The sequence below is a fragment of the Dietzia sp. CW19 genome (assembly GCF_014145265.1).
GTDB classification, from domain to species: Bacteria; Actinomycetota; Actinomycetes; order Mycobacteriales; family Mycobacteriaceae; genus Dietzia; species Dietzia natronolimnaea.
The window spans coordinates 1-2935 of record NZ_JAALEE010000470.1 but is presented as its reverse complement, the minus strand read 5'-3'; the positions used below and the strand labels follow the sequence as shown (position 1 = coordinate 2935).

Here is a 2935-nt window from a genome sequence, read left to right as displayed (position 1 = left end):
GTCGGGGCCGGGCGCTCGGGGTCGGGCGCTCGAGACTGTTCCGCGAACGGCGAGACAGCAGGTAATGCGGGACGGCCCTGAAGCGATAATGCGGACATGATCATGACCCGAACGGCCACCGCTGCCGCCGCTCTCGCTCTGACCGCCGCCACCACCGTGGCCGTGACCCCCGCTTACGCCGCTCCTGCACCCGCGCAGCAGGGCCACGTGGCCTACGTCGCGCAGGCTTCCGGGTCCGCGGACGGTGGCTCGCTCGACAACCCCATCGTCGGAGCCGGCCTGCTCATCCTCGCGGGAGTCGGAGTCTCCATAGCTCTGGCTGTCGGCGCGGGCGTGGCCGGCGGGGCGTTTCCGTTACCGCAGATCCCGGGACTGCCGAGCTGACGGAATCGACCTGCCGGGATCGACCGACGAGTCGAGGTGACCGCGGCCCGGACAAGCTATCTGGTGTCGGGAGATCCGCTCGAGCCGAGCACCGCGGACCCAAGCGTGAGCGCCCCGAGGTCCAGCGACCCTCCCCCATCGGACTCGTACGTGAACTCGTACACGTAGAGATACTCGTGGGCACACAGCGCCATGACGCCTGCGGCGAAGTCCTCGACGGCGGACAACTCGACCTGCCAAGTGCCGGATTCGCCACCCGAGAGTTCAAGCAGGTCAGCGCCGACGGTCCCGGCGGTGGTCGCGGCGACAAGCGCGTCGGCGTACCCCTCGGGCCCGTCCAGTCCGCCCCCGGCTGCGAGATTTTCCTCGAGGCTGCGGATCAGTGCGGCCGGACCCACGAGCAGTTCGCACTCGACGTCCAGGTCGGTGTTGTTGACCAGCGAGCCGGCAGCGCCATCCGCGTCAGTCGAGTCGAGCGACAGTGTGAGGGCCCGCGGGGCGACCGAACCGGCGGTGGCCGAACCCGTGTCGACTGACTGTCCCCGGGCGATCCCGGCGCCTCCACACACAGCGGCGGCCCCGAGGGCGACTGTGGCAGCTACGGATACGACTCGGTTCACGCGCACGAGAGTGTCCTTCCGCCCGCGATAGACAGGCGAGGGATGGATCCCGTGGGATGACCGCTCTGAGCGGCCCGCCTCGCCCGCTGGCAATTGAGCCCGGACTGAGGTGAATACAACCACGCATTCGGCGCGCCGTGGGGATTCGGACGTCGAACCCCGCCAATCGTCACTCTGGGCGAGCCAGCCGATGTGAGGACAGCGGGCGCCAGCACCTCAGCACTTGCCCCCCTCAGCTCAGGATGTCGCGCCGCACCACGTTCTGGTCGCGGCCCGGGCCCACCCCGATGTACGACATGTGGCAACCGGCCAGCTCCTCGAGCCGTAGCACGTAGGCGCGGGCCTCCGGCGGCAGATCGCTGAACTCGCGCGCCCCCGTGATGTCGACCTCCCAGCCGGGCATGGTCTCGTAGATCGGCGTGGCGTGGTGGAAGTCGGTCTGCGACATGGGCATCTCGTCGTGCCGGACGCCGTCGACGTCGTAGGCCACGCAGATGGGGATCTCGCCGATGCCGGTGAGCACATCGAGCTTGGTGAGGAAGTAGTCGGTGAACCCGTTGACCCGGGCGGCGTAGCGCGCGATCACGGCGTCGTACCAACCGCAGCGCCGGGTGCGGCCGGTGTTGACGCCCACCTCGCCGCCGGTGACCTGCAGGTATTCGCCCCACTTGTCAAAGAGCTCGGTCGGGAACGGCCCGGCGCCCACTCGCGTGGTGTACGCCTTGACGATGCCCAGCGAGTGGGTGATCTTGGTCGGCCCGACGCCCGACCCCACGCAGGCGCCGCCGGCGGTGGGGTTGGACGAGGTGACGAACGGGTAGGTGCCGTGGTCGACGTCCAGCATGGTGGCCTGGCCGCCCTCCATCAGCACGGACTCGCCGCGCTCCAGGGCCTGGTTGAGCATGAGGGTGGTGTCGCTGACCATGGGTCGAAGCCGGGCGGCGTAAGAGAGGAAGTACTCCACCATCTCGTCGACCTCGACCGCGCGGCGGTTGTAGATCTTGACGAAGATCTGGTTCTTGAGGTGCAGCGCGCCCTCGATCTTCTGCCGCAGGATGGACTCGTCGAAGACGTCCTGCACGCGGATCCCCACCCGCGAGACCTTGTCGGCGTAGGTGGGGCCGATGCCGCGGCCGGTGGTACCGATGGCCTTCTTGCCCAGGAACCGCTCGGTCACCTTGTCCAGCGCCTGGTGGTACGGGGCCACCAGGTGGGCGTCGGCGGAGATGCGCAGCCGCGAGGTGTCGGCGCCGCGGGCCTCGAGGCCGTCGATCTCCTCGAACAGCGCCTCGAGGTTGACCACCACGCCGTTGCCGATCACGGGCACGGCGGTGGGCGAGAGGATCCCGGCGGGGAGGAGCTTGAGCTCGTACTTCTCTCCGCCCACCACAACGGTGTGGCCGGCGTTGTTCCCGCCGTTGGGCTTGACCACGTACTCGACGCGGCCGCCCAGGATGTCGGTGGCCTTCCCCTTGCCCTCGTCGCCCCACTGGGCGCCGATCAGGACGATCGCTGGCATGGTCTGCTTTCACCTCGAAGAGAGTCGTCTTTCGGTGAGGGACGAAAACCGGCCCGCAGGCAGTGATTTCCGCGCACACCAACGGTCCAGGGTACTTGGTTCCGCCTGGCACACCCTAGTCGGTCACTCCGACACCCTCCGGAAGCTCACCGGCGCTCCCGGCAGGAGTTGGGACAGTGAGTCCGACGACCGCGAGGTCAACACCCCGATCACCGGGTACCCGCCCGTGACGGGGTGGTCGGGTCCGAACACGACCGGTGAACCGTCGGCCGGGACCTGCACCGCGCCGCGCACCATGCCCTCGCTGGGGATCTCGCGGGTGCTCGACCGGGGCACGGGCCCGGCCGGATCGATGCGCACCCCCACCCGGTCCGCGTGCCCGCTGACGTGCCCGGTCTCCGCCAGGACGCGC

3 protein-coding genes and 1 pseudogene are annotated in these 2935 nt (G+C 69.2%); 1 reads left to right on the top strand and 3 read right to left on the bottom strand.

The window, feature by feature from the left end; genetic code table 11:
* Positions 1-96: 96 nt before the first annotated feature.
* On the top strand, positions 97-384 hold the full coding sequence (locus G6021_RS13560) for a hypothetical protein (protein WP_182641512.1): 288 nt from the start codon (positions 97-99) through the stop codon (positions 382-384).
* Between the two features lie 56 nt (positions 385-440).
* Here the strand turns inward: G6021_RS13560 and G6021_RS13555 are convergent, their stop codons facing one another.
* The 3 genes and pseudogenes from G6021_RS13555 to G6021_RS13545 form a co-directional block, all read right to left on the bottom strand.
* Positions 441-1004 carry a hypothetical protein gene (locus G6021_RS13555; protein ID WP_182641511.1) on the bottom strand — a complete coding sequence of 188 codons (564 nt, stop codon included), beginning with the start codon at positions 1002-1004 and terminating at the stop codon, positions 441-443.
* 232 nt (positions 1005-1236) lie between these two features.
* Positions 1237-2523: an adenylosuccinate synthase gene (locus tag G6021_RS13550; protein ID WP_182610587.1), complete on the bottom strand. Its 1287-nt coding sequence runs from the start codon at positions 2521-2523 to the stop codon at positions 1237-1239.
* Positions 2524-2646: 123 nt separating this feature from the next.
* Positions 2647-2935 (bottom strand): annotated as a pseudogene (locus G6021_RS13545) (biotin-dependent carboxyltransferase family protein); the annotation flags it as partial.